This is a genomic window from Sporosarcina sp. OR05, assembly GCF_041414805.1.
GTDB classification, from domain to species: domain Bacteria; phylum Bacillota; class Bacilli; order Bacillales_A; family Planococcaceae; genus Sporosarcina; species Sporosarcina saromensis.
This window is the reverse complement of the sequence record NZ_JANKJL010000002.1, coordinates 245794-268626: the sequence shown is the minus strand read 5'-3', so window position 1 is coordinate 268626 and position 22833 is coordinate 245794. Positions and strand designations below refer to the sequence as shown.

The 22833-nt window shown below is 43.2% G+C and carries 21 protein-coding genes and 1 other annotated feature; all 21 genes read right to left on the bottom strand.

Going from position 1 to position 22833, the window contains the following annotated elements; all coding sequences use genetic code 11:
- The 21 genes from pyrF to NRI27_RS05470 all read right to left on the bottom strand — a co-directional run bounded on the left by pyrF (nucleotide 1) and on the right by NRI27_RS05470 (nucleotide 22365).
- Complete coding sequence (gene pyrF / locus NRI27_RS05570; protein WP_371389862.1) at nucleotides 1–711, bottom strand: orotidine-5'-phosphate decarboxylase; 711 nt, start codon at nucleotides 709–711, stop codon at nucleotides 1–3.
- Nucleotides 708–1622: a dihydroorotate dehydrogenase gene (locus NRI27_RS05565; protein WP_317941715.1), complete on the bottom strand. Its 915-nt coding sequence runs from the start codon at nucleotides 1620–1622 to the stop codon at nucleotides 708–710. The genes pyrF and NRI27_RS05565 overlap by 4 nt, the downstream gene beginning before the upstream one ends.
- Nucleotides 1619–2395, bottom strand: coding sequence for a dihydroorotate dehydrogenase electron transfer subunit (locus NRI27_RS05560; protein WP_371389860.1), 777 nt, complete (start codon nucleotides 2393–2395; stop codon nucleotides 1619–1621). The genes NRI27_RS05565 and NRI27_RS05560 overlap by 4 nt, the downstream gene beginning before the upstream one ends.
- Nucleotides 2392–5589 (bottom strand): carbamoyl-phosphate synthase large subunit, encoded by a 3198-nt coding sequence (gene carB, locus NRI27_RS05555; protein WP_371389859.1) that lies wholly within the window; start codon nucleotides 5587–5589, stop codon nucleotides 2392–2394. The genes NRI27_RS05560 and carB overlap by 4 nt, the downstream gene beginning before the upstream one ends.
- Nucleotides 5582–6682, bottom strand: coding sequence for a carbamoyl phosphate synthase small subunit (locus NRI27_RS05550; RefSeq protein WP_371389857.1), 1101 nt, complete (start codon nucleotides 6680–6682; stop codon nucleotides 5582–5584). The genes carB and NRI27_RS05550 overlap by 8 nt, the downstream gene beginning before the upstream one ends.
- Nucleotides 6682–7959, bottom strand: a complete 1278-nt coding sequence (locus NRI27_RS05545; RefSeq protein ID WP_371389856.1) for a dihydroorotase — start codon at nucleotides 7957–7959, stop codon at nucleotides 6682–6684. The genes NRI27_RS05550 and NRI27_RS05545 overlap by 1 nt, the downstream gene beginning before the upstream one ends.
- A gap of 1 nt (nucleotide 7960) precedes the next feature.
- Nucleotides 7961–8839, bottom strand: a complete 879-nt coding sequence (locus NRI27_RS05540) for an aspartate carbamoyltransferase catalytic subunit (protein WP_371389855.1) — start codon at nucleotides 8837–8839, stop codon at nucleotides 7961–7963.
- 146 nt (nucleotides 8840–8985) lie between these two features.
- Complete coding sequence (locus NRI27_RS05535) at nucleotides 8986–10284, bottom strand: solute carrier family 23 protein (protein ID WP_371389854.1); 1299 nt, start codon at nucleotides 10282–10284, stop codon at nucleotides 8986–8988.
- 24 nt (nucleotides 10285–10308) lie between these two features.
- On the bottom strand, nucleotides 10309–10851 hold the full coding sequence (pyrR, locus tag NRI27_RS05530; RefSeq protein WP_317941722.1) for a bifunctional pyr operon transcriptional regulator/uracil phosphoribosyltransferase PyrR: 543 nt from the start codon (nucleotides 10849–10851) through the stop codon (nucleotides 10309–10311).
- Between the two features lie 702 nt (nucleotides 10852–11553).
- Nucleotides 11554–12468, bottom strand: a complete 915-nt coding sequence (locus NRI27_RS05525; protein WP_371389853.1) for an RluA family pseudouridine synthase — start codon at nucleotides 12466–12468, stop codon at nucleotides 11554–11556.
- Nucleotides 12468–12941 carry a signal peptidase II gene (gene lspA, locus NRI27_RS05520; RefSeq protein ID WP_371389852.1) on the bottom strand — a complete coding sequence of 158 codons (474 nt, stop codon included), beginning with the start codon at nucleotides 12939–12941 and terminating at the stop codon, nucleotides 12468–12470. Before lspA ends, NRI27_RS05525 begins: the two co-directional genes overlap by 1 nt.
- Before the next feature lie 162 nt (nucleotides 12942–13103).
- On the bottom strand, nucleotides 13104–15866 hold the full coding sequence (gene ileS / locus NRI27_RS05515; protein WP_371389851.1) for an isoleucine--tRNA ligase: 2763 nt from the start codon (nucleotides 15864–15866) through the stop codon (nucleotides 13104–13106).
- Nucleotides 15867–15949: 83 nt separating this feature from the next.
- Nucleotides 15950–16161 (bottom strand) — a binding site (T-box leader).
- Between the two features lie 499 nt (nucleotides 16162–16660).
- Nucleotides 16661–17167 carry a DivIVA domain-containing protein gene (locus tag NRI27_RS05510; protein WP_317941726.1) on the bottom strand — a complete coding sequence of 169 codons (507 nt, stop codon included), beginning with the start codon at nucleotides 17165–17167 and terminating at the stop codon, nucleotides 16661–16663.
- Nucleotides 17168–17255: 88 nt separating this feature from the next.
- Nucleotides 17256–18032: a YlmH family RNA-binding protein gene (locus NRI27_RS05505; RefSeq protein WP_371389850.1), complete on the bottom strand. Its 777-nt coding sequence runs from the start codon at nucleotides 18030–18032 to the stop codon at nucleotides 17256–17258.
- Nucleotides 18033–18066: 34 nt separating this feature from the next.
- Nucleotides 18067–18354, bottom strand: a complete 288-nt coding sequence (locus tag NRI27_RS05500; protein WP_371389849.1) for a YggT family protein — start codon at nucleotides 18352–18354, stop codon at nucleotides 18067–18069.
- 25 nt (nucleotides 18355–18379) lie between these two features.
- Complete coding sequence (locus tag NRI27_RS05495; protein ID WP_371389848.1) at nucleotides 18380–18838, bottom strand: cell division protein SepF; 459 nt, start codon at nucleotides 18836–18838, stop codon at nucleotides 18380–18382.
- Complete coding sequence (locus tag NRI27_RS05490) at nucleotides 18835–19530, bottom strand: YggS family pyridoxal phosphate-dependent enzyme (protein WP_371389847.1); 696 nt, start codon at nucleotides 19528–19530, stop codon at nucleotides 18835–18837. The genes NRI27_RS05495 and NRI27_RS05490 overlap by 4 nt, the downstream gene beginning before the upstream one ends.
- A 72-nt stretch (nucleotides 19531–19602) precedes the next feature.
- A complete protein-coding gene (locus NRI27_RS05485; RefSeq protein ID WP_317941731.1) occupies nucleotides 19603–19845 on the bottom strand; it encodes a PRC-barrel domain-containing protein in 243 nt (80 codons plus the stop codon).
- A gap of 89 nt (nucleotides 19846–19934) precedes the next feature.
- Nucleotides 19935–20714: an RNA polymerase sporulation sigma factor SigG gene (sigG, locus tag NRI27_RS05480; RefSeq protein WP_317941947.1), complete on the bottom strand. Its 780-nt coding sequence runs from the start codon at nucleotides 20712–20714 to the stop codon at nucleotides 19935–19937.
- Between the two features lie 96 nt (nucleotides 20715–20810).
- Nucleotides 20811–21521, bottom strand: a complete 711-nt coding sequence (gene sigE, locus NRI27_RS05475; protein WP_371389846.1) for an RNA polymerase sporulation sigma factor SigE — start codon at nucleotides 21519–21521, stop codon at nucleotides 20811–20813.
- Nucleotides 21511–22365, bottom strand: coding sequence for a sigma-E processing peptidase SpoIIGA (locus tag NRI27_RS05470; RefSeq protein WP_371389845.1), 855 nt, complete (start codon nucleotides 22363–22365; stop codon nucleotides 21511–21513). Before NRI27_RS05470 ends, sigE begins: the two co-directional genes overlap by 11 nt.
- Nucleotides 22366–22833 lie beyond the last annotated feature (468 nt).

Here is a 22833-nt window from a genome sequence, read left to right as displayed (position 1 = left end):
TTACTCCATTCCTTTCCATCGAGCGTTAATCAGTTCATATGCTTCTCGAGGGTTATCTGCGCCAGTAATTGCTCTTCCAACAACAATGTGTGTGGATCCTTCTTTTCTCGCCTCTTCAGGTGTCGCAATCCTTTTTTGGTCGTGCGCACCACTTTCCGGCAAACGAATACCAGGTGTTACTTTTAAAAATTCAGGTCCACAAATTTCTGAGATGACCGCTGCCTCGTGCACCGAACAAACGACTCCATCTAGCCCAGCTTGCTTCGTAAGTTTCGCATAGTGCAAAACAGAATCTTGCAAAGTCGCTTGAATTAATTGCTCTTCTTGAACTTGTCTCTCATCAGTGGACGTCAATTGCGTCACACCGATGATGGACGGCCGTTTCATGCCTGCAGGCGTCCCTTTATCAAGTCCTTCAAGTGCGGCTTCCATCATTGTTTTCCCGCCAGCCGCATGCACATTGACCAAATCGACGCCTAAACCAGCCAAAACTTCCATAGCCGATTTCACCGTGTTTGGTATGTCATGGAGCTTCAAATCTAAGAAGATGTCAAAACCGCGTTCCTTTAATTTCGCAATCATCGCGGGACCTTCTTTGTAGTAAAGCTGCATGCCAACTTTCACGTTGACATCGCCTTCAAATGCACGAAGGAAATCCATCGTTTTTTGTGCGGATTCAAAATCTAATGCAATAATAGGGGATGTTTTCATAAACGATGACTCCTTCCAATTAAATCTGTAATGTGTTCAATGCCTAACGCATCCATTTTAGCAGGCAGTTCTTCTATAATCGTCGGACAAACAAATGGATCGACAAAATTGGCAGTTCCAACTGCAACGGCACTTGCACCAACAGAAAGAAAATCGATGACATCTTCCGCATTTGAAACGCCTCCCATACCGATAATCGGTATGTTGACGACTTGACTTACTTCATACACCATGCGAATTGCAACTGGTTTCACTGCAGGACCCGACAAACCGCCTGTAACATTCGCAATGATGGGCCGCCCTGTTTTCTGATCTAAGCGCATACCGACTAATGTGTTAATCATCGTTATGCCGTCTGCTCCGCCTTCTTCAACCGCTTTAGCGATTGCTTTAATGTCTGTTACATTCGGTGAAAGTTTCACATACACCGGCACTTCAGAAACAGCCTTTACTGCAGCAGTCAAATCATGGGCTTGTTGAGGGTCTGTTCCGAATGTAATCCCACCACATTTAACGTTCGGACAGGAAATGTTAAGTTCCAATGCTTTGACGTTTGGTGCAGTTGATATTGTTTTCGCCACTTCAACATAATCAGCTGTCTCTGTTCCTGCAACGTTCGCGATAATTGGTACATCAAATTGTTCGAGCCACGGCAGTTCAGCTTCCATGACACCTTGCAAGCCGGGGTTTTGAAGACCGATTGCGTTTAACATGCCGGCAGCCGTTTCAGCAACACGAGGTGTAGGATTGCCAAATCGTGTTTCCAATGTTGTCGCCTTTATCATAATAGCCCCTAATTGCGATAAATCATACAAGTTTCCGTATTCTTTACCGAATCCGAAGCAGCCAGATGCCGGCATGATTGGATTTTTCAACTGTAAACCTGGCAATTCAATTGACAATCGATTCATATTGACACCACCCCTGCAGGAAATACTGGCCCATCTGAGCAGACCTTAATGTATGCTTTGTCCGTTTGATCGGTCGTTTGACATACACATGCAAAGCAAGCACCAATGCCACAACCCATCCGCTGTTCGAATGACAAGAACCCTTTTTTACCCGTATAAGCCGTTTGAACCGCGTTCAGCATCGGCATGGGACCACAACTATAGTAGGTCGCAAATTCTTCATCCAAGTTTTCCATAACATTCGTGACAAAACCTCCAGTCCCTAAGGAACCGTCGACAGTCGCAATATACGTATCACCGAGTTGCTTGAATTCTTCCTCATAAAAAGCGACATCTGCCGATTGGAACCCTAGCACATGTACACATTTTACTCCTTTAGCTGTCAACTGTTTGGACAGCTCATATAATGGCGGAACACCAATTCCTCCACCAATTAAAATAGCCGTTTCACCTGGAGCTGTTTCGTCTACTGGAAAGCCGTTTCCTAACGGGCCGAGCACGTCAACTTCATCGCCTTCTCGTTTCTTCGCGAGCATTGTAGTACCACGGCCTTCTGCACGGTAAATTATTGTCATCTCATTCAACTCATTACAAATTGAAGCAATGGAAATCGGCCTCCTTAACAATGGTTCGAACGAATCCGCTACACGGACATGGACAAACTGGCCAGGGGAAGTGATTTCCCCGACCAGCTTTCCAGTTAGTCTCATTTCAAAAATACCTTGAGCAATTTGACGTTGCGCCTTCACGATCATCTTATCTTGAAGGATCATACCGTCACCTGCTGTTTCGGCATTTCATCCGTTTGGAAGGTCATCGACTCGATTACACGTAACATCGCTTCTGCTGTATCAATCGATGTCAAACAAGGGATGCCGTTTTCGACGGATTCACGACGAATTCGGAAACCATCACGTTCAGGTTGTTTACCCTTCGTCAACGTGTTAATGACTAGTTGCGCATCGCCTTTTTGAATCACGTCAATCAACGTCGGCCCATTCGAACCGATTTTACCGACTGTTTTCACTTGAATTTGTGCTTCCTCTAACGTTCTTGCTGTACCTTCTGTTGCAAGGATTCGATAGCCGATGTTGATAAAACGCTTAGCCAAATCGACAATTTCTTCTTTATCTTTATCAGAAACTGTCATAAGCACAGAACCGTATTCTTTAATTTCCATTCCGGCTGCTACGAGTCCTTTATACAACGCTTTTTCTAAAGTGACATCTTTCCCCATGACTTCTCCTGTAGATTTCATTTCAGGTCCAAGCGTTATGTCTACACGGCGAAGTTTTGCGAAAGAGAATACAGGTACTTTTACATAGACACCAGCAGGTGCTTGTGCAAGCCCTGTCTCATATCCTTGATCGACGATTGATTGGCCAAGAATCGCTTTGGTTGCAATGTTAGCCATCGGTATATTTGTAATTTTGCTCATAAAAGGAACTGTACGACTTGAACGAGGGTTCACTTCAATGACGTATACTTGTCCTTCAGAGATGACAAATTGGATATTCAGTAATCCTTTGATGTTTAATCCGATTGCTAACCGTTTTGTATAATCCACGATCGTTTCTACCATCGCAGCTGAAAGGTTTTGCGGTGGATAGACAGCAATTGAGTCTCCAGAGTGGACACCAGCACGTTCAATATGCTCCATGATGCCAGGAATCACGACATTTTCTCCATCGCATATGCCATCCACTTCAATTTCAGTGCCCGTCAAATAACGATCGATGAGTACGGGATGTTCTGGACTTGCTTCCACTGCGTGTTCCATATAGTGCAACAATTCGTTTTCATGATAAACGATTTCCATTGCACGGCCACCAAGAACATACGATGGTCTTACGAGAACTGGATAACCAATTTCGTTTGCAATTGCTACGGCTTCAGACACTGACACAGCTGTTTTGCCAAGTGGCTGCGGAATACCAATTTCGTGTAATGCACGTTCGAATTTATCTCTGTTTTCCGCGCGATCGATATCTTCTAAGGACGTTCCTAAAATTTTCACGCCACGTTCTTCAAGACCTGCCGCTAAGTTAATTGCGGTTTGACCACCGAATTGCACGATGACGCCTTCCGGCTGCTCCAAATCAATGATATGCATGACGTCTTCAATCGTCAAAGGTTCAAAATACAGTTTATCGGAGATTGAAAAGTCTGTAGAAACCGTTTCTGGATTGTTGTTGATGATAATTGCTTCATAGCCCGCCTGTTGGATCGCCCAAACAGAGTGAACAGTAGCATAATCAAATTCCACTCCTTGCCCGATTCGAATTGGACCTGAACCGAGTACGACCACACTCTTTTTATCAGACTTGATCGACTCATTCTCCTCTTCGTACGTTCCATAGAAATACGGCGTATCGGACTCATACTCACCTGCACATGTATCGACTTTCTTATAAACTGGTACAATCCCATGCTCTTTTCGTAATGCATAGATTGAACGCTCTGATGTGTTCCAAAGTTGCGCAATCGTGACATCTGCAAAGCCCATACGCTTAGCTTTGTATAGAACTTCAATATCTTGTGGATTTGCTTTTAATTGCTCTTCAAACTGAACAATCTTCTCAAGTTTGCGAAGGAAGAATACATCAATCATACTCCATTCATGCAACGTTTCAACGGATACTCCTCTGCGTAAAGCCTCTCCGATGAAGAAGAGACGTTCATCACCAGCTCGACGAATCCGTTTTTCAATCCACTCATTCGTCATATCTTCAGCATGTTTCAAAGTCAGACCAAATTGCCCAGTCTCGAGTGAGCGAACAGCTTTTAGGATGGATTCTTCAAACGAACGGCCCATCGCCATTACTTCGCCTGTCGCTTTCATTTGTGTTCCAAGGTTCCGTTTAGCCGATTCAAATTTATCAAATGGCCAGCGAGGAATTTTTGTCACAACGTAATCGATCGTCGGCTCGAAGCATGCATATGTGGAACCTGTAACCGGGTTCATCATTTCATCCAGTGTCAAGCCGACCGCAATTTTTGCAGCAAGTTTAGCAATCGGATACCCCGTCGCTTTTGAAGCAAGTGCTGACGAACGACTAACCCTCGGGTTCACTTCGATAATGTAGTACTTAAAGCTATGTGGATCTAGTGCAAGCTGAACGTTACAACCGCCTTCAATTTTCAAAGCACGGATAATCTTCAACGATACATTTCGTAGCATCTGATTTTCACGGTCTGTCATTGTCTGGCAAGGTGCTGTAACAATTGAGTCCCCTGTATGGATTCCAACCGCATCAACATTTTCCATATTGCATACGACAATTGCGTTATCTGCTGAATCGCGCATCACTTCATATTCGATTTCTTTGTATCCTGCGATTGATTTTTCTAAAAGACATTGTGTGACCGGGCTATATTTCAGTCCGCTTGCAACAATCTCCGTCAAATCTTTATCGTTATAGCAAATTCCGCCTCCTGTTCCACCTAACGTGAAGGCAGGTCGGACAATCACTGGATAGCCGATTTTTTCAACAAATGCGTATGCTTCGTCAAGGTTATGAATAATGTCACTTTCAGGAACAGGTTCTCCTAATTCATTCATAAGGGAACGGAATAGATCACGATCTTCGGCTTGGTGAATTGCATCAAGTTTTGTCCCTAGGATTTCGACATTTAACTCATCTAAAATACCGGATTCTTGTAGCTCAATCGCCATGTTCAGTCCTGTTTGCCCGCCAAGAGTTGGAAGGAGTGCATCCGGACGTTCTTTACGGATGATACGGCTGACAAAGTCAAGCGTGATTGGTTCAATATAAACTTTATCTGCAATTTCTGTATCGGTCATGATCGTTGCAGGGTTTGAGTTGATGAGGATAACACGGTATCCTTCTTCTTTTAGCGATAGGCAAGCTTGCGTACCCGCATAATCGAATTCTGCTGCTTGTCCGATAACAATTGGTCCTGATCCAATTACGAGAATCGTTTGTATGTCTTGTCTTTTAGGCATTGGTATTCTCCTCTCCATTACGTGCATTCATTAATTCAGCGAATCGATCAAACAAATGATTTGCATCTTCCGGTCCAGGCGATGCTTCCGGATGGAATTGGACGGAGAATGCTGCATCTGTTTTACTTTGGATTCCCTCAATCGAACGGTCATTTAGTGCTCGATGCGTGATTTCAAGGGCCGTCCCTTCTATAGATGTTTCATCAATGCAGTAACCGTGACTTTGTGATGTCAATTCGGTTCTTCCTGTCAGTAAATCTTTCACAGGATAATTCCCACCACTATGGCCAATCTTCATTTTCATTGTTTTTGCACCATAGGATAGAGCTAATAACTGGTGGCCTAACCCAATGCCAAAAATAGGAGTCTTGCCGAGCAATTGCTTAATTGTTTCAACTGCCCCTTCAACGTCTTCCGGATTTCCAGGTCCGTTTGACAAAAGAATGCCATCTGGCACTAACGCCATAATAACTTCTTTAGAAGTGTTATACGGAACAACGATGACATCATAATCACGTTTGTTCAACTCGCGGAGAATGCCGTGTTTTAATCCATAATCGATGACAACTACTCGTTTCCCTCGTCCCGGACTAGGATATGGTTTTTTCGTAGAAATCATTTCGACTACATTAGTAGGCGTCGTGAAATCAGCTACCTCTTTCACAACTGCCTCCATGTCTAACTCTTCACCTGCGGCAGTCAGCTTACCTTTTAGGGAACCTTTTTGGCGTAAAATACGCGTCAACTTTCTCGTATCAATTCCTTCGATTCCCGGAATCCCTTTGAGCACAAGTAAATCACCAAGTGTCATCGAGCTGCGGAAGTTAGACGGTTCTTCACTTAGTTCCCGAACGACCAGACCGTTGATAGCGGGTTCAATAGATTCATAGTCGTCGCGGTTGATGCCATAGTTTCCGATAAGAGGATATGTCATGACGACGATTTGACCAAAACCTGATGGATTCGAAATGGTTTCTTGGTAACCCGTCATACCCGTTGAAAATACGGTTTCACCAATTGAAGCATTGTCTGATCCGAAAGCTGCACCTTCAAAAATTGTTCCATCTTCTAAAACCAAATATCTTTTCTTCATCATTGACCATCCTTCCAGACGATTGATCCGCCATAAATTGTTGTAACCGGCCATCCAAAACATGTCCAGCCATCAAATGGTGTATTTTTCCCTTTAGACAAAAATGTTGTCCGATCAATTTGTTGCTCTTTGTTCAAATCAATTAACACAAGATCTGCAGTTGCTCCGATATCAATTTTCCCATACGGCATGCCAAACACATTCGCTGGCTTTGCAGTCATCCAATCTATCAATTGTTTTAAAGACCATTTCCCTTCCTTCACGAAATGCGTGTATAGAAGTGGGAAGGCTGTTTCAAATCCAGTGATGCCAAATGGCGCTTTTGCAATTCCGGCACTTTTCTCCTCAGCCGTATGTGGCGCATGATCCGTTGCAATGAAATCTAACGTGCCATCCAGTAGGCCATCTCGCAATGCTTGTAGATCTTCTGTCCCTCGTAACGGTGGATTCATCTTCCAATCTGCGTCATCTCCAGGAATATCATGTTCTGTAAGAAGCAAATGGTGAGGACTCACTTCTGCAGTGACATGGATACCGGCTTTTTTCGCATCACGGATCACTCGCACCGACTCTTTCGTACTAACATGGCATACATGATAATGCGCCCCTGCTGCCTCGGCCAATAACACATCTCTTGCAATATGGACCGATTCCGCAATGGAAGGAATTCCAGGAAGTCCAAGTTCTTTATTGCGTGTACCTTCATGCATTGCACCGCCATATATGAGTGTATTATCCTCACAATGAGCCACGATCGGCATGTTTTGCTTAGCAGCATCTTGCATTGCTTCGTACATCATGCCAGCTTCTTGAACCCCTACTCCATCATCTGTAAAGGCAAAAGCGCCATGCTCTTTTAACTCTGTTAAGTTCGTCCGTTCTTTACCCGCTTCACGAATTGTGATCGATGCGTAAGGCAATACTCGGATTAACGCTTTTTCTTCAATCAATTGATTAACATGTGCTAAATTTTCTTTTGTATCTGGAACTGGACGCGTGTTAGGCATCGCACAAATTGTCGTATAACCGCCTTTTGCAGCAGCTAACGTACCTGTTTCGATTGTTTCTTTATGCTCACCGCCCGGTTCACGTAAATGGACATGGACATCTATAAAACCAGGTGCAAGAAATAAACCTTGCCCATCTATTACTTGTGCATCTTCAATCGATAAATCCTTGCCAATTTCAGCAATTTTATCACCGCTTATTCTTACGTCAGAAACGTATAATTCACCTGCATCGTTCAATAACTGCGCACCTTGTATGATTTTGTCCATGTCAATTCCTCCCTTTCAATACAGCTTCTAAAATCGCTGCCCGTATGTATACGCCATTTTCTACTTGCTTAAAAATCCTTGAACGCGCACATTCAATTAAACAATCTGCAATTTCCACATCGCGATTTACCGGCGCAGGATGCATAATGATTGCTCGCTCTTTCATCATTCTTTCCCGTTCTACTGTGAGCCCGAATTGACGATGATATTCTTCTTTTGAAAAACTCGTTCCTTCTTCATGACGTTCGTGTTGCACCCGCAACAACATGACAACATCACTTTGCTCAAGCACGTCATCCCATTGATCCGTAGCGTCAACGTCGCCTGCCCATTCTTTCGGACAGAGGAATGTCACATTCGCACCGAGCCTTGTTAATGCATCTGCGTTAGACTTTGCGACTCGACTATGAGAAAAGTCCCCTGCGATTAATACGTTCAACCCTTTAAAGCTTCCAAATTCCTCTTGGATCGTAAACAGATCCAGTAACGATTGTGTTGGATGTTGGCCTGATCCATCCCCTGCATTGACGATGGCAACTTTTGTCTTTCCTTTAAGTTGATCATAGTATTTTTCTTCTGAATGTCGAATGACCACCGCGTCGAGTCCAATTTCTTCTAACGTTCGTACCGTATCGTATAGCGTTTCGCCTTTTAAAGCACTTGAAAATCCTGCTTCAAAAGGAATCACCTCAAGTCCAAGTTTTCGTTCTGCAACTTCAAAACTTGTCTTTGTACGTGTACTTGGTTCAAAAAACAAGTTGCTTACCATATAGTTACCCGGCAATTCACGCACCCCTAGGTGTTTGAATGTCTTTGCCCGTTCCAATAGACTATCGATTTCTTCAACTGATAAATCGCTCATCGCTACCAAATGGTTCATTCCGATGTCCCCTTCCTTGTAAAAAAAGAGCCTTTCCATGTACCGGAAAGGCTCGATGTGCATGACTGAACAATCGTCATCCATTGGAATGACAGTTCATCAACCGAACCTTTCCTTGTCTCACAGGACAATATTAAAAGGTCTATCTATTCTGTTGCTTCGTCTGCTAATGTTTCGTTTTTTCTACCTGGTAATAGGAGATTAAGCAAGACACCTACGATTGCCGCGAGTGCCATTCCACCTACTTGGAATGTTTCACTTACGTGAATGGAAGCTCCACCGATTCCAATCACGAGGATGACCGAGCAGATGACTAAATTTCGTTGTTCCCCAAAGTCCACTTTGTGATCGACGAGCATCCGTAGTCCTGAAGAAGCGATGATTCCAAAAAGCAGGATTGAGATGCCACCAAGTACTGCTTGAGGAATCGTTGATATAAGTGCCATCAACTTACCAACAAAAGAGAACCCGATTGCAAACACTGCTGCACCGATGATGACATAGACACTATACACACGTGTTATCGCCATGACACCAATATTTTCTCCGTAAGTCGTTTTCGGCGGTCCGCCAAGGAAACCACTTAGCAATGTTCCAAGCCCGTCACCGAGGAGGGAACGATTTAAACCAGGATCTTTAATCAAGTCCTTTTCCACTACCCGTCCTAATACTAGCTGGTGACCGATATGCTCTGAAATCGTGACGATAGATATCGGTACCATAATTGCCAGGAGTGTTGGTGTAATGACAAAGTCATAGTGGATTCCTGGTACTAAAAACGCGGGAATTTCAATCCAATCCGCTTTTACAACTGCTGTAAAGTCTACAATCCCTACTGCAGCTGAGTAGATGTAGCCTACAATGATACCGATGAGGACCGGCATCAAACTGACAACTCCTCTAAAAAACATGAGGCAGATGATTGCTGCAGCTAATGTGACAATTGCAGCCGAGAAGTGAAGGAGGTTATACACAGGTTCAGGGTTCCCTTCCACTTTAATCGTACTTGCCATCTGTACAGCAATCGGTGCCACTGCGAGACCGATTACCATGATGACAGGTCCAACTACGACTGGTGGTAATACTTTCATAATCCAATCTGAGCCCGTTGTCCAAATGAGAAGGGAGACGAGGGCGTAGACTAAGGCAACGAACATGCTGCCAATCATTGCACTTCCTATGCCTCCGGTGTCAGTCGCTGCTAGTATTGGTGCAATGAACGCGAAAGATGATCCTAAATAGGCTGGAACTTTAAATCGTGTTACAACAACAAAGATGAGCGTTGCGAGTCCACTAGTCAGTAATGCGATTGCTGGGCTTAACCCGACTAACTGCGGAACTAAAATTGTCGCGCCGAACATGGCAAACATATGCTGGAGGCTTAAGGCCAGCCATTTCCCTACTGGCGGCTTATCTTGAATATCTAATACTTTGTTGTCATTCATATGGTTGCCTCCGAAAAATTGATATTATTTAGTATGAATCGTTACGCCGTCTTTTCCATCTTCTTCACTGACACTAACAACTACACGTTCTTCACTTGAAGTAGGGATATTCTTTCCAACAAAGTCAGGTCTGATCGGCAGTTCACGGTGACCACGGTCGACTAACACAGCGAGTTGAATTGCCGCCGGTCTGCCTAAATCAATCACCGCATCCATTGCCGCACGCACCGTACGTCCTGTGTAGAGTACATCATCGACAAGGATGACTTTCTTTTCCGTTACATCATGTTGGATGTCAACTTGTTGGACAAGAGGCTCCTGATTGTGATGTTTCATCTGTAAATCATCGCGATATAAAGTGATATCTAATTCCCCGGTAAGAATTGCTTTTCCTTCAATTTGCGCGATTTTGTCTGCTAGGCGTTTTGCTAGGATGGCGCCTCTCGTCTTAATGCCTACTAAAATACATTGATCGATCCCCTTATTCTTCTCAATGATTTCATGGGCTATTCTCGTCACTGCACGAGTAATCGCTTGTTCGTCAAGGATTATCGCTTTTTCCGTCATGTCTTCCCCTCCATTATTTTCTGGTATCAGGTATACAGGATTTCTGCTTTTGCATCTGAGGTCTGCAGGATGCAGATTATGCAGTCGTTGCCACACGACGTGGCGAACTTAGACTGCGTTCCTCTACTGTGCAAGCGCCCTCCGCTTTTGCATCGGCTAGCTCCGGGCGCTAGATGCTCGGGTCATAAGCCAGCCCTGCTGCACGGCAAAGTGCGCCGTTTCGCATGTCCGTCTTATGCCTGAGGTCTGCAAGATGCAGATCATGCAGTCGTTGCCACACGACGTGGCGAACTTAGACTGCGCTCCTCTACTGTGCAAGCGCCCTCCGCTTTTGCATCGGCTAGCTCCGGGCACTAGATGCTCGGGGTCATAAGCCAGCCCTGCTGCACGGCAAAGTGCGCCGTTTCGCATGTCTGTCTTATGCCTGAGGTCTGCAGGATGCAGATCATGCAGTCGTTGCCACACGAGGTGGCGAACTTAGACTGCGTTCCTCTACTGAGCAAGCGCCCTTCGCTTTTGCATAAAAAAAACCTCCTGCCGGAATGGCGGGAGGTTTATGTGCAGAAAAAAGCATACAATGGATAGACGTATAGCCAGGTATCCAATCGTACTTCCGTGCAACCTTCCCAGCCTCTCTGGACTGTCTTTAAAGGTATCGCTATTCAATTTCTGTTATTAGTATAGTGGGCAGTTTGAACTTTGTCAACGCTTTTCATTTTGCAATTGCGTAAGGAGTGTTTGAAAATCCTCAGGCAATGGTTGTGTGAATTCATAGTACTGCCCATTACGCGGATGCTCAAATCCGATTGTTCCTGCATGTAACGCTTGTCCATTAAATTCTATCGTCTTCTTAGGACCGTATTTTGGATCACCCGCTAATGGATAACCAATATATTTCATATGCACACGAATTTGGTGTGTTCTACCTGTTTCCAACTTACATTCTACAAGTGTAAAATTACCAAATCGCTCAAGCACTTTGAAGTGGGTTACGGCATGTTTCCCATTATCGACGATTGTCATACTTTGTCGGTCTTTTACATCCCGACCAATCGGCGCATCTATCGTTCCTTGATCATGTGGAATATGACCGTGGACAAGCGCTGTATAGACACGCGTCACTGTTTTGTTAACCAATTGGTTGACGAGTGACACATGTGCAAGATCATTTTTCGCTACCATTAACAAACCTGACGTATCTTTATCAATACGATGAACGATTCCTGGACGCATGACACCATTTATGCCCGAAAGGTCTTTCACTTGATACATGAGTCCATTTACTAGTGTCCCGGTAACATGCCCTGGCGCAGGATGGACAACCATTCCACGTGGTTTATTCACGACCAGAACATCCTCATCCTCATAGACAATATCCAAGGAGAGGTCTTCTGCAACGATATCTAGCTCTTCCGGTTCAGGTTCGATAATTACGATATGATCGCCTATTTTTACTTTGTAATTTTGTTTTACTGAATGTTCATTCACTAACACAGCACCATCTTTTACCCATTGCTGTATTTGGGTGCGTGACCACTCGGGATTGACTGTCGATAACACTTTGTCAATCCGCCCATTTCCGTTTTCCTCTGTAATTACAACTTCAATTGGTTCCATTATGTCACCTTTTTCTTCTTTTTTTCATCTACAAACACATGAATAATCATTAAAACGACACCAATTGTTAACGCGGCATCCGCTACATTGAAAATCGGGAAATCGTAGTTGATGACAGGAATGAGTACATCCACGAAATCGACGACTTCCTTCCTCCATAACCGATCGATGAAGTTACCAACTGCCCCACCTAACAGAAGCATGAGACTACTGCTGAGTAAAGGAGAGCCTTTCGCTTCTTTGTGAAAGAAATATATGATACCGGCAACTACTACAACCGTTACAATGTAAAATAACCACATTTGACCTTCCAACATCCCCCATGCCGCTCCTTTATTGCGATGAGAAAGGAGCCCAACATACGGTTCAACAATCGATATTTTTTCACCTAAGTTCATATTTTGTACGACCAGCCATTTTGTCCATTGATCAATTAGAATAATGACAATCGCGATTCCATAATAGATTAACACTCCAAAAACCCCCGTCCGCCAGTTTCTGTTCCATTTTACCACAAATAGAGTCACATGATGAAATTGCGACTACCTGGTCAGCTCGCTATCAAGGTAACAACAAAAAAGGCTGTTGTACCAATGGCATTAAGCCATGGTTACATACAGCCTTACCTTAATTGATTAGGAATAATATTCTTTTACAACGTTTGCACAGCGCGTACAAAGTGTTGGATGATCTACATCAGTATTCACAGTTTCTGAAATTGTCCAGCAACGTTCACATTTCTCTCCATCTGCTTTCTCAACAAGAACAGTCGCCGCATCCAGTTTTAACGCATCAGCAGCAATATCACTTGCTTCTACTTCAACAAACTTTGAAACGATGAAGAACTGTGCATAGTCGATATCTGTTGCCTTTAAGACGTCTGCGTATTTCTCTGGCAATGCAAGTGTCACTTTCGCTTCAAGCGATTTTCCGATTACTTTTGCATTCCGTGCTTCCTCTAGCGCTTTCAACACATCGTCACGGACTACCATTAAGACGTTGAAGCGTTCACGGAGCGCACTCGCCACTTCCCCGTATTCAATTGCTTCAGGCATATCTGTCAATTGAACACTTTCTTCTTCCACATCGGCTAAATAAGACCATAATTCATCTGTCGTATGTGGGATGATTGGTGTTAACAACTTCAAGAGTGCAAGTAACGCATCATACATAACCGTTTGCATTGCACGACGGTGAGGATGGTCTGCCCCTTCAATATACACAACATCTTTTGCGATATCTAAGTAGAATGAGCTGAGCTCTCCCGTACAGAAATTGTTCACGGCATGATAAACACCTGCAAACTCATAGTTTTCATAAGCTGCTAGGACATCTTTAATCATATCCTGAAGCTTCACATACACATATTGGTCAATCGGACGCATTTGTTCAAATGCCACGCGGTCCTTCGATGGTGAGAAATCAGCGACGTTTCCGTGTAGGAAGCGCAGTGTATTTCTAATTTTACGGTATACTTCTGAAACTTGTTTAAAGTTCGAGTCTGACACTCGTACATCTGCCGTATAATCGACGGATGATACCCATAGACGAAGAATGTCTGCACCGAGTTGGTTCATCACTTTCGCTGGAACAATTGTATTTCCAAGTGATTTACTCATTTTACGCCCTTCTCCATCTAACGTGAAACCATGGCTTAACAAGCCTTTGTATGGAGCAATTCCATTAATGGCAACGCTTGTTGTCAAGGAAGAGTTAAACCAACCACGGTATTGGTCAGATCCTTCTAGATAGAGATCAGCAGGATAGACAAGATCTTCTCTTTCTTCTAACACGCCTTGGTGGGTAGATCCAGAATCGAACCACACGTCCATGATGTCCGTCTCTTTCGTGAAGAGACCATTCGGACTACCACTATGTGTGAAGCCTTCTGGTAACAAATCTTTTGCATCTTTTTCAAACCAGATGTTCGATCCATGTTCACGGAACAGTTTAGAGACATGGGCAATCGTTTCATCTGTAATAATTTCTTCGCCGTTTTCAGCGTAGAATACAGGAATCGGAACACCCCAAACACGTTGACGGGAAATACACCAATCACCACGATCACGGACCATGTTATAGAGGCGCGTTTCACCCCAAGCTGGCGTGAACTTCGTATTGCGAATCGCCTCAAGCAATTCATCACGGAATGATTGAATGGAAGCAAACCATTGCGCTGTTGCCCGGTAAATGACCGGTTTCTTCGTGCGCCAATCATGCGGATAGGAGTGAGTAATGAAAGATAGCTTTAATAACGCTCCGACTTCTTCCAACTTTTTCGTCACTTCTTTGTTTGCATCTTCATAGAACAATCCTTCAAAACCAGGTGCTTCGTCTGTCATGACACCACGGTCGTTCACAGGAGATAAAGCGTCAATCCCATATTGTTTTGACACATAGAAGTCGTCTTCACCATGACCCGGTGCTGTATGGACACATCCTGTACCCGCTTCAGCCGTTACGTGTTCACCTAACATAACAAGTGAATCGCGGTCATACAATGGATGTTTCGCAACGACGCGATCTAGCTCAGAACCTTTTAATTCACTGACAACTTCATATGATTCCCAACCGATTTCTTTTGCAACAAATTCGACGAGGTCTTTTGCTAATAAAAACTTGTTTCCTTCCACTTCAACAATTACATATTGGAAATCAGGGTGGACAGAAATACCGAGGTTCGCAGGAATCGTCCATGGTGTTGTCGTCCAAATGATAATCCGCACATCTTCCGCAACGACGCCGCGACCATCATGAACTGGAAATGCTACATAAATGGAAGGTGATTTCTTATCCTTGTATTCAATTTCCGCTTCTGCAAGAGCAGATTCACTGGAAGGAGACCAATAAACCGGCTTCAATCCTTTATAGATGTATCCTTTTTTCGCCATTTCACCAAACACTTCAATTTGTCGTGCTTCAAATGCTGGTTTTAATGTGATATATGGATTTTCCCAATCTCCACGCACACCAATCCGTTTGAATTGTGTACGTTGGTTATCGATCTGACTGTACGCATATTCCTCACACATTTTCCGGAACTCTGCAACTGATAGTTCTTTACGGTTTACCCCTTTGTTTACTAACGCTTGCTCAATCGGTAAACCGTGAGTGTCCCAACCTGGAACGTATGGCGCATGGTAGCCTGACATCGACTTATGACGGACAATCATATCCTTCAATACTTTGTTTAGAGCGTGCCCCATGTGAAGATCGCCGTTTGCATACGGAGGACCATCGTGAAGCACGAAAAATGGACGACCCTTCGTTCGCTCCTGGACTTTTGTATAAATGTCCATTTCTTCCCACTTCGCTTGCATATCCGGTTCTTTGTTCGGTAGGTTTCCACGCATCGGGAAATCCGTTTTAGGCATTAATAATGTGTCTTTGTAATCCATCCATGTTTCCTCCTTCATGTCTTGGCAAAAATACGAATCGTTGTTTCACGTGCATCGAAGAAAACAAAAAATCCCCATCCCAATAAAGGGACGAGGACTTCTGCTCGCGTTACCACCCTAGTTGCAGCACAGTTGTGCTACCTCTCAGAACACCATAACGGGGTGTTTCCGGGATTGCTTTTCTTCAATCCGGCTCTAGAGTGATTTTCGTCTTCGATGCATCGACCAGGCTTTCACCATCCCCGGCTCGCTTTAACAAGTTATCGAAAAGTACTCTCTCTATCATTGCCTGTCTTTACATATATGGTACTCATTATATGCGTGCTTGAAAAGAAATGTCAAGCACGTATACGAACAACAATTTGTTCATTGCAACAGTTGCCTTAATAGACAATTACCGATTGAAAACTCATGTGTTGATGAACCCGTTTGCTTGCGTTCCGGCGCACGCTTTCCGCGGGGCACGGGTGAGCCTCCTCGTCCGCTTCGCTCCCTGCGGGGTCTCACCATTCGTGCTATACCCCCGCAGGAGTCGGCGCCTGCACTCCAGCCAACTAGCTTGTGCTGACAACTTATTTTCCTCTCAACTTAAAAAATGCTCATCAGGATTGGAGCAAAAGGCGGCGAAGTGCAAAGACGTGCTCTCAACGTTCCGCTTTTGTTCACCAAAAGCTGTTCTCCGTTAAGAATATTTCTTGCAGGAACAACGGGAGCACAAGACCCTGGACTGGGCGAAGCGAGGGAATAAATTGCTCAGTTGGTTACTCAACAAACCGATTGCATTTAGTCTTTTATCACTCTTCATCTGCTGCAGTTTCCAACAGCTCAGATTCAGGTTCATATTCCATCAATTTGTCCCAGTCGTCCATTTTGATCATGTCCAGTTGCGCTTCAACTAACATTCTGAAACGGTTGCGGAAAACTTTGGATTGCTTCTTCAAATCTTCAATATCGATCGCAATTTTCCGCGCACGAGACAATGCTTCATTGACAATACGATCAGCGTTCTTTTCAGCTTCTTTAATAATTAACTTTGACTCTTGCAGTGAATTCCGGCGAACGTCTTCTGCAGCTTCTTGTGCAATCAATATGGATTTCTGTAGTGTCCCCTCAATTGTATTGAAATGGGAAATCTGTTCTTTCGTTTCTTTTAGGTTGTTTTTCAGTACTTTATTTTCTTCTAAGACATTTTCGTAGTCTTTCATGATTTGTTCTAAAAACTCATTTACTTCATCTTCATCATAACCGCGAAAGCCACGGCTAAATTCTTTGTTATGTATATCGAGTGGTGACAAAGCCATTCGTACGTTCTCCCCTTTCAATTGCTATAGTTCCATTATACATATCCTGTTTAGATAAAACAGCAGTTTTTAACCACTTTCAGAAAAATCATTCTAACTTACCAATAAGCAGACGAATTTTATCTTTTTTCGTACGGCCTTCAATAGACAACACTTTAAATCGCCCAAAGCCCCTTACTGAAAGGCTGTCCAATTCGTTCAACTCAAAGGCTTGCGTACTTCGGATGACATGATTCACTTTCACTTTATCGCCTTGAATAAGTGCTACCGCTTTTTGTCGCGGACTCTTAATAAGTGACGCGACAACTGTATCTAAACGCAATGAACTGATGATATGGAGTTCTTCCTTCCACTCTTCATTCATTTCAAGTAATGGTACAGCATCTTCCAGTAGTTCAAGTCGAATTTTTGATTTTCCGATAGCTGTAAAGTTTGCCTTCATATAGTCTTTCAATTCAGATGCAACTGCCATTTGGACTTGGTCTTCGTGCAATCGAATATCCCCAAATTTAGATCGATCAATGCCAAGTGACATGAGTGATCCTAAAATATCTCGATGTTCTAATTGCATAAACTTAGCAGGGTACTTCACTTGAAAAACGACAATTTGAAAATCATCTTCCGTTGGGACAAAATAATCCGGATAGATTAATACCCGTTTACGTTCCGCACTTGCGAAAGTTCCAAAGCCTTCAACTGACAATCCGGCACCTTTTACAACCGATTCCACGATAAACTGCTGTCTCGGATCGAGAAAGCCCGTAAGTTTAGGCGAATATGTATCTTCCACTTCACGTGTCCATCCGATTACGGTTTCAATGAAAGGCTGCTCGTCTTTTCTGAAATGTTGTATAATTGCATCCATCGTTTACGACTCCTTGTTCTGTATAGAAAAAACCTCACACTAGTGAGGCAATGATTACGTATACTTGACGGACTCCCGCACGAATCAAATAGTTGAGTACGAAAATCGCAACGATCGGTGAAATATCAATCATACCAATCGGTGGAATAAATTTACGGAAAAACCCTAAGTATGGTTCTGTTATTTTCCCAAGAAACCTTCCAAAAGTCGTTTCCCTCGTTGAAGGTACCCATGACATCAAAATATAGATGATGAGGAGTATGGAGTAGATATCGATTACATTCATAATCACATTAAAGAACATTGCTAAAAAAAGTTGCATATTTATTATTACACCTCATCCGATTCTATCGTTCAAAAAAATCCGAAATGGACCCTGCCACTTCTACGTTCTCCGGTACGCATAAGAAAATATCCGTACCGACGCGTTGAATATCGCCGCCGAGCGCATAAACAGTTCCACTTAAGAAATCTACTATGCGAATTCCTTGGTCACGCTCTATTCTTTGCAAGTTGACGACTACTGCACGCTTGTTTTTCAGGTGTTCTGAAATATCTTGTGCTTCAGCGTATACACGCGGTTCAAACAACACAACTTTTGAAGATTTTTGCAGACTTTGCAAACTTACAACCGTTCCAGGTTGTTGCGTTTCCGTCGACTGTTGCTTTCTTGCAGGTGTCCTCTTCGGCTGTTGAGGGACAGGCTGCTGCAATTGCTGTTGTTGCTCTCGCACCGGTTGTTCTTGTTCATACGCTTCTTCTTCATCTAAATAAAACCACTTTTCGAATCTTCTTTTAATGCTCATTGTTCTCCCTCACTCTCCGTTCCGACTAATGCGGTACCGATTCTAACATGAGTTGCACCTTCTTCAATCGCTATGGCAAAATCATTGGACATACCCATTGACAACTGTGTACACGGAGCATGTTCCATATTGGCAGCTGCCATTTCATCTCGTAATTGACGAAGCGAACTAAATACAGATTTTAGAACATCCTGATCTTCTGTAAAAGGAGCCATTGTCATTAACCCGATCACTCGGATTTTATCAAAAGTAGCAAGTTGTTGTAAAAAAGCCCGCAGTTCATCTGGAGAGACACCTGACTTTGACTGTTCACCCGAAACATTTACTTGAACAAAACAGTCGATCGGTGCACTTGCTCGTTTTTGAATTTCTTTTGCTAAACTGATTCTGTCCAATGAGTGAAGGCAATGAATATCATGAATGACATCTTTCACTTTTCTACTTTGGACATTGCCGATATAGTGCCAACAAACAGCTGAGGATTGGATATCCTGACGTTTTGCCAGCAAGCCTTCTGGGCGATTTTCTCCAACATGTAAAATCCCTAAATCAATCACTTCTTTTGTTCTCTCAGTAGAAACTTGCTTTGTAACAGCAATGACAGTAATATCTTCCCGGTTTCTTCCCGAGCGTTCACATGCTGCTTGAATCTCTCTTTCAATATGTTGGATGCGCTCTTGAAGTTTTCCCATTTGCAATCACTACTTTTCTGCTTACTTTGCTTTATTGTACCAAGTGAGTGCATACTAATCAATGATAAGCCACTAATTATCAAGCTTTTTGCCTACTAAAATGATATCTTTTCCAATCGTTACAACATCGTTATACTTAATTTGTTTATAATCTTTCATTTTGGGCTCAAACAACAAACTACGCTCTGCTCCACCTACTTGGAGCATATCCAACTTCCCGTTCTTCATATCAATTGTGGCATCTTGCACAAATCCAAGAAAAGCGCCTCTTTTGACTTCAATAACTTCTTTTTTTTGCAACTCTGAAAAACGCATATTGTTCCCCTCCCTTTTTAACAAGATATGCTCAACGACAGAAAAAAACGCAATGCACAAGAAGCTGTGCGTTACGTTTTTCTCAACAGTCATTCGTTTTCCATACCTTCTTTAATAATTTGAATTGCATTTTTCTCCAACCTCGATATTTGAGCTTGAGAAATACCGAGTTCTTTTGCGATTTCAGTTTGTGTCTGCCCTAAATAAAATCTTTTTGACAGAATCATTTGCTGTCGTTCTGTCATGCCAGATACCGTTTCTTTTACCGAAACATACGTTAACCAACGATCTTCCGAAACTTTTTTATCCTGTAATTGATCCATAATATAGACGGGGTCACCGCCATCCCCATTCATTGGTTCGTGCAAGGACATTGGATCTTGAATTGCGTCTAGTGAAAATAAAATATCGTCTTCAGGAATTCCCGTAATTTCTGCCAAATCGGATATTTTAGGCTCCTTTTGGTGATCATTGATAAATTGTTCTTTTGCTCTAATCGCTTTATAAGCTATATCTCTTAGAGATCTGGACACCCTAATGGCATGGTGATCCCTTAAATGTCTTTTGATTTCACCAATGATCATTGGAACAGCGTACGTCGAAAAACGAACGTTATGTTTCAAATCAAAATTGTCGATGGACTTTAGCAAGCCGATGCAACCGACTTGAAAAAGATCGTCTGCCTGCTCTCCTCTGTAAGCAAATCGTTGAACAAGGCTAAGGACTAGGCGCAGATTCCCGATGACTAACTCTTCCCTAGCTGATTCGTCACCACTTTGTAATCGGATAAACGTTTCCTTCATCACTTCGTTTGTCAGTAATGGCAAATTGGACGTATCGATTCCGCAAATCTCAACTCTTGTACGCATCATTCGCTTTTCCTCCACATTCTGTAGATGACTGTACGAAATAGTTTGTCCTCAGACATGTGGAATATGCGAAACTCGAATCGCCAATTTCAACCATCAGGCAATTGGATGATTTAATCGATCACGAAGTTCTGAGATGATTTTCTTTTCTAAGCGCGAAATATAGGACTGTGAAATTCCAAGTAATTCTGCAACTTCTTTCTGTGTCATTTCCAATTCCCCCGTTAAGCCAAAGCGACATTCCATAATATATTTTTCTCGCTCATCAAGCGTACTTATTGCCTCAATCATATGTTGTCTTTCCAATTTCTTCTCAACATCATCCAAAATAATGTGCTCATCAGTACCTAATATGTCGGAAAGTAATAATTCATTGCCATCTGCATCTGAATTCAGCGGTTCATCAAAAGAGATTTCCGATTTGGTTCGATTGGTTTTTCTCAAATGCATAAGAATTTCATTTTCAATACATCTTGATGCATATGTCGCCAGTTTAATATTGCGATCACTTTTAAATGTTTCAATCGCTTTTATAAGGCCAATTGTTCCGATACTAATTAAATCTTCAATATGTGTATTCGTATTATCAAAACGACGTGCAATATAAACGACGAGTCGGAGATTTTTTTCGATTAACGTATCGCGGGCATCCATATCCCCTTCCATAAATGCTCGGATTGTTTTCGCTTCATCTTCACGTGATAATGGTTTCGGTAGCGATTCATGGCCGCCTATATAATAGGTACCACCTTTTCTTCTAAAGAGACTTTTAATGACCGACAACCATTTTTTCATTTCATGCCACATAACTAGTTCCCCTTTCGTTTGTGATAAACTCCAGTGCAGATACATGCAAAATGGCTTGAGCACCTTCCGGATAACGACGATCTTGTTTCGTCAGCACAAGATAACCAGCTGGCAATTCACATCCTTCCGTAATCGTCCAACGATCGAATTTAAACCCTACTGCCCATGAATTTCCCTGAACGGTTTGAAGTCGTATTAACCGGACCATCTGCTGATAATGCTTCGGAAAAACGGATAATTGCGGTACGCCTTTAGGGTCCCATGCTTGTAGAGGTTCAAGCAATTCGCTTGGGATTATCGTTTTCACAGCTTGAAAGGAAACAAAATGAACGGCTTCGCCTGTGAGGGGCTCCGTACAACGATTCCCAGTATCAACAAAAACGGATACCGGCACATCTTTGTCCCATATCGTGAGCATCGATTCTGCTGCATACGTAGATAATTTACGAGCTAGTCGAACATCCAACCACTTCGTCTTAAAGACAGCTAACGCTGCATAAGCTAAGATTGCGCTGACAAAAATCATAGAAGGACCGGTCACAAAAATAAATCGTTCCGTAAAAACGGTCAGCAATCCGCCCGCAAACAGCGCTCCAATCAATACGATGAAAGCTTTGTTTCCCCAAGCAGTAAACGACACCCCAAAAGCACAGAACACCATGAAAGCAAATGCGATAAAAAGAGCAATCCAGGAGTCGGGGAATAGCGTGACGGGTACAGCACCAACGAGAGACGCCAATAAGAGACGTTTCCAGGAAGCTTGTGCCGTGCCCATCCGATCTGCAAAAGATAAGATCGCGAAATTAAATAGCATGTTGATCGCTATGATGATTTCCCCATACATCCAATCGCCCTCCTTGAACGTAAGGATAACATTGTAGTCGTGCAATGTTTGTCGGAACGAGGATAAAAATTACGTAAAAATTCGACAACATCTTAAAGTTCTTTATGGAAACCACAGCCGGAAGGAAGTTTTGCATTTGCGATTTGTAACCTGAAGCCCTCGTAGCGTTGTGATGCGACGGCTTTACATTGTGGTGCGATTTGTTTACGTTGCGATGCGAGCTCTTTACGTTGTGATACGCTCGGAGCGTTGTGATGCGACGGCTTTACATTGTGGTGCGATGCATTTACGTTGTGATGCGAGCTCTTTACGTTGTGATACGCTCGGAGCATTGAGATGCGACGGCTTTACATTGTGTTGCGATGCATTTACGTTGCGTTGCGAGCTCTTTACGTTGTGATACGCTCGGAGCTTTGAGATGCGATGCGGTTACGTTGTCATGCATGGCTCTTTTTCTTTACAAACGAA